Consider the following 1,172-nt stretch of genomic DNA (forward strand, 5'->3'; position numbering starts at 1 on the left):
GGGTCGGCGAGTGTTGAGGTGTCGCCGAGGGCGCCGTAGTCGTTTTCGGCGATCTTGCGCAGGATGCGGCGCATGATCTTGCCGGAGCGGGTTTTGGGTAGGCCGGGAGCCCATTGGATGAGGTCCGGGCTGGCGATCGGGCCGATCTCGGTGCGGACCCAGGTGCGCAGCTCCTTGGTGAGTTCATCCGACGGCTCCACCCCGTTCATCAGGGTAACATAGCAGTAGATGCCCTGGCCCTTGATCTCGTGCGGGTAGCCCACCACGGCGGCCTCGGCCACCTTGGCATGCGCCACCAGCGCCGACTCCACTTCCGCCGTGCCCATGCGGTGGCCCGAGACGTTGATCACGTCGTCCACGCGGCCGGTGATCCAGTAATCCCCGTCGGCGTCGCGCTTGCAGCCGTCGCCCGAGAAGTAATAACCCTTGTAGTCCGAGAAGTAGGTCTTCTCGAACCGCTCGTGATCGCCCCAGACGGTGCGCATTTGCCCCGGCCAGCTGTCTTTCAGCGCCAGAACGCCCTCGGTCGGGACGGAGTGAATCTCCTCCCCCGATTGCGGGTCGAGCACCACGGGCTGCACCCCGAAGAACGGCTTCATCGCCGCGCCGGGCTTCGTCGCATGCGCGCCCGGAAGCGGGGTCAGCAGGTGCCCGCCGGTTTCGGTCTGCCACCACGTATCCACGATGGGGCAGCGGCCGCCACCGATGATGTCATTGTACCAGTTCCACGCCTCGGGATTAATGGGCTCGCCCACCGTGCCGAGGATTCGCAAGGAACTTAGATCGCATTTGGTTGCGAATTCGTTACCCTGGCCCATCAAAGCGCGAATGGCTGTCGGGGCGGTGTAGAACTGATTTACCTTGTGTTTTTCGCAAACTTGCCAAAAACGCGAGGCATCCGGATAGGTCGGCACGCCTTCGAACATCACGGTGGTCGCACCGTTCGCCAAGGGCCCGTAAACAATGTAGGAATGCCCGGTCACCCAGCCCACATCGGCGGTGCACCAGTAGACGTCGCCATCGTGGTAATCGAACACGACCTCATGGGTGAGGGCGGCGTAAACCAAATATCCACCACTTGAGTGCACAACCCCCTTGGGCTGCCCGGTGGAGCCCGATGTGTAGAGAACGAAAAGGGGATCTTCGGCATTCATTTCAGCGGGCTGGCTGAC

The 1,172-nt window shown here is 62.6% G+C and carries 1 protein-coding gene; it reads right to left on the bottom strand.

Going from position 1 to position 1,172, the window contains the following annotated elements:
• Positions 1–1,172: acetate--CoA ligase (locus BUA42_RS20790; RefSeq protein ID WP_143152777.1), on the bottom strand; the 1,172-nt coding region annotated here is incomplete at both ends.

The organism is Marivita hallyeonensis (genome assembly GCF_900129875.1).
Lineage (GTDB): Bacteria > Pseudomonadota > Alphaproteobacteria > Rhodobacterales > Rhodobacteraceae > Marivita > Marivita hallyeonensis.